Genomic DNA, 3,704 nt, shown 5'->3' with positions numbered 1-3,704 from the left:
AACGCAAAAACCCTGATCCGGTCGGCTGCCGAACGTCTCTACGAAACCGGCACAGGTCTTACACATTACCATTTGGGAGCATCTGTCCTCGGCACGCTAATCAGAGTGGGCGACCAGGACAGCGTCGACAAATGCATCGATGACGTTCGATCGGCGCTGCAACACACGATCGTCGTCGCCGGTCAGTCGCTCCATATCGAGCTCTCGGCAGGCGTCGCCATGATCGCAAGCCAGACCGACGATGAGGAGACAGCGTTGTCCCGCGCCTCCTTGTCATTGGACCATGCCCGACGGACAAGACGCGACCTGGTTCGCTGGGGAGAGGCCCAGTTTGAAGATCCCCAGCTCAGGCTCGCCCTGCTGACGGAAGTGAACGCGGGACTGGACCGTGATGAGTTCCACCTCGTCTATCAGCCCAAGATATGTACCAGAAGCAATGAAGTTGTCGGCGTCGAAGCGTTGATGCGCTGGAACCATCCGGCCTTCGGTCAGATCGCGCCGGACAGCTTCATCACCGTCGCCGAGAAAACCGGTGCAATCGACAAGCTGACGCTCTGGGCGATCAAGCAGGCTATACGAGATCAATCGACGATGCGCCGGATGGGGGTAGATGCCGCCATTGCCGTGAACATGTCTGCTAGGTCCCTGCTTGAGATCGACTTCTGTCGGCAGCTCGCTGACACGATCAATCAGTCCGGCGCAACGATTGCGATCGAGATCACCGAAACGGCTGTGATGGAACAGCCTGAACTCGCCATCTGCTCAGCGAATGCCTTCCGCGATGCCGGAATCAAGCTGGCGATTGATGATTATGGCGCAGGGCAATCCTCAATTGCCTATCTCAAGCGTCTGCCGGCCGATGAACTGAAACTCGACCGGAGCATGATTTCGGATGTCCGGGACAGCCAGCGTGACCGCATGATCCTGAAATCCACATTCGATCTTGCACACGCGCTGGGCATGCGGGTGGTATGTGAAGGTGTCGAAGATGAAGCCACTTATGCTGCACTCAAGGCGCTCGGCTGCGATGCGATCCAAGGCTACCTCACGGGGCGCCCCATGGCAGTGGACAAACTGATCGCATTTTGCCTTGCACGGTCCTCCCGCGAGCATTCGGCGTCTTTAGAACGCCGGCTCGCCTGAATGGCCAGGTAACACCTGTTGTGGGTGAGCACTCCGACCAAATCGCTGACATAGATTAGTGCGGCCCAGCGTGTTCGTGATATGTTCCATATCTTGGAGAACAGATCATGGCGCGTCGAACGATCATACAGAAACTGGAAATTCTAGCGGACGCTGCGAAATATGACGCGTCTTGCGCGTCGTCAGGGTCCAGGAAACGCAATGCACTGGGCACAGCCGGAATCGGATCCACCGAAGGGATGGGAATTTGCCATTCCTACGCGCCGGATGGGCGGTGTATTTCACTTCTGAAAGTGCTGCTGACCAATTTTTGTGTCTTCGACTGTCGCTACTGCATCAACCGGTCGTCATCGAACGTGCAGCGAGAGCGTTTTTCTGTGGACGAGATCGTCAAACTGACTCTGGACTTCTACAAGCGCAATTATATCGAAGGCCTCTTCTTGTCATCAGGTATTATTCGATCTCCGAATTATACGATGGAACAATTGATGGAGGTTGCCCGCAGCCTGAGGGAAGACCATGGCTTTCTCGGCTACATACATTTGAAGACCATCGCCGAGGCCGACCCGGAACTGATCCGCCAAGCCGGCATTTACGCCGACCGGCTGTCGGTGAATGTCGAGCTTCCATCCGAACAGGGACTGTCTCACTACGCCCCGGAAAAGAGCGGCCAGACCATTCGCAAGGCGATGGCGGATATACGTCACGAAATCGACAATGCGAAGGATGCCAAGACCAGCCGCCTGCTGAAGCGTGCCAAGCCGCCAGCTTTTGCTCCGGGCGGGCAATCAACCCAGATGATTGTTGGAGCAGACGCATCCAGCGATGCCGATATCTTGCAGTCATCCTCGCGACTCTATGCTGGCTATGGCCTGAAGCGCATCTACTATTCCGCCTACAGCCCGGTGCCGGATGCCAGTGCCGACCTGCCACCCATCCGTCCGCCCCTGATCAGGGAACACCGCCTGTACCAGGCTGACTGGATGTTTCGCTTCTACGGCTTCTCGACCTCAGAAATCACGTCGGTCGCCGAGGGCGGCATGCTGGATCTCGACATCGATCCAAAACTGGCTTGGGCACTCAAGAACCGAGGGGTGTTCCCAATGGATATCAACAAGGCCTCCTACGGAGAATTGTTGCGGATACCCGGGCTCGGTCCGGCGTCCGCCAAGCGCATCATTCAAGCGAGACGGCATACGCGATTGACGCTGACAGACCTCGGTAAGATCGTACGCAGTCTGAAAAATATCCGGCCATTTATCACAGCGGCAAACTGGTCGCCGGGCCATCTGACCGATTCCCTTGGCTTGAGAGATCGCTTTGTTTCGCGGCCAAGACAGTTGGACCTTTTTTCATGATCACTGTCGAATTGCAGTCACCAACAGACTTTGACGGTTGGCGCAGATTGTCCCGACATCTACTGGCCGAAGGCGTCAAACCGGACGAAGTCGAGTGGCACATTGCAGGTGACGCTGGAACATTGTTTGCAACACCCGCTTACCAGCCGCACCCCGCTCCGCCTTCGTCTTCCAGACCTCGTGTTCCGAAACTGTTTATTGACCGCGCCAGACGCGTCGTCTGTCACACCGACACCAGCCGGTTCATCCGGCTCTACAGGATCCTGTGGCGACTCCAGCAGGAGGGTGCCTATCTCAGCCGTATCACGGAAACGGATGTGAAATGGTTGGAAGATTGCGACAAGACGATCCGGCGGGATGTTCACAAGACCCACGCCTTTGTTCGGTTCAGACAGGTAAATGCGGGGGGCGTCGGTCGGCAAGAGTTTGCAGCCTGGTTCGAACCCACTCATCGGACACTTGAACTCAGCGCACCTTTCTTCCAACGCCGGTTTCCAAACATGGACTGGGTCATCGTCACACCGTCCATGTCCGCCGCGTGGGACGGCACAACGCTTCGCTACGCCGACGGGGGAAGCAAGTCCGATGTGCCTCCGGCTGACGCGGTTGAGGACCAATGGCGCACCTATTTCAAATCGATCTTCAATCCAGCGCGCCTGAAAGTGACTGCGATGACTTCGGAGATGCCGCGCAAATACTGGAAGAACCTGCCTGAAGCCGACCTCATCCCGAACCTGATTGCGTCCGCATCAGAAAGGGCGAAATCCATGCAGCTTCAGCCCGAGCGCGCACCGAACCCGCTGGCCGAAGTCCTGACCCGCCAGCGGATCGGAAAGGCCGCCCCTGCCCCGGCGCATCAGACATGGCCCGAAATAAGAAAAGCGCTATCGGCGTGCACGCGGTGCCCACTCTGCAAGGACGCGTCTCAGTCAGTACCTGGCGAAGGACCGACCGATGCGCGACTGATGATTGTCGGTGAACAGCCTGGAGATCAGGAAGATATTTCCGGCCGCCCCTTCGTTGGACCTGCCGGACAGTTGCTGGACCGGGTGCTGAACGACGCCGGGCTGAACCGGAATGAGGCATATGTCACCAATGCCGTGAAGCATTTCAAATTCCAGCCGCGCGGCAAACGGCGCATGCATCAAAGACCCAATGCGGGAGAGATCGACACCTGCCGCTGGTGGATCGAAGCGGAGCGCG

Annotated in this window: 3 protein-coding genes; all 3 read left to right on the top strand. The window is 57.5% G+C overall.

Translation table 11 applies throughout. The features are described from left to right. The coding region (locus B4F73_RS16035; protein WP_290483765.1) for a putative bifunctional diguanylate cyclase/phosphodiesterase at positions 1 to 1,143 on the top strand (1,143 nt) is incomplete at its 5' end. Between the two features lie 107 nt (positions 1,144 to 1,250). Then, positions 1,251 to 2,501, top strand: a complete 1,251-nt coding sequence (locus B4F73_RS16030; RefSeq protein WP_290483764.1) for a putative DNA modification/repair radical SAM protein — start codon at positions 1,251 to 1,253, stop codon at positions 2,499 to 2,501. Next, positions 2,498 to 3,704, top strand: a 1,207-nt coding sequence (locus B4F73_RS16025; RefSeq protein WP_290483763.1) for a UdgX family uracil-DNA binding protein, incomplete at its 3' end; no start/stop codon positions are given. The genes B4F73_RS16030 and B4F73_RS16025, both read left to right, overlap by 4 nt.

Source organism: Hyphomonas sp. UBA3601 (genome assembly GCF_002375605.1).
GTDB lineage: Bacteria > Pseudomonadota > Alphaproteobacteria > Caulobacterales > Hyphomonadaceae > Hyphomonas.
This window is presented reverse-complemented; position numbering and strand designations above follow the sequence as displayed.

What these genes read in the sequence shown, in the direction of transcription:
- B4F73_RS16030 (WP_290483764.1), top strand. Translation starts at nt 1,251, where the DNA reads ATGGCGCGTCGAACGATCATACAGAAACTGGAAATTCTAGCGGACGCT.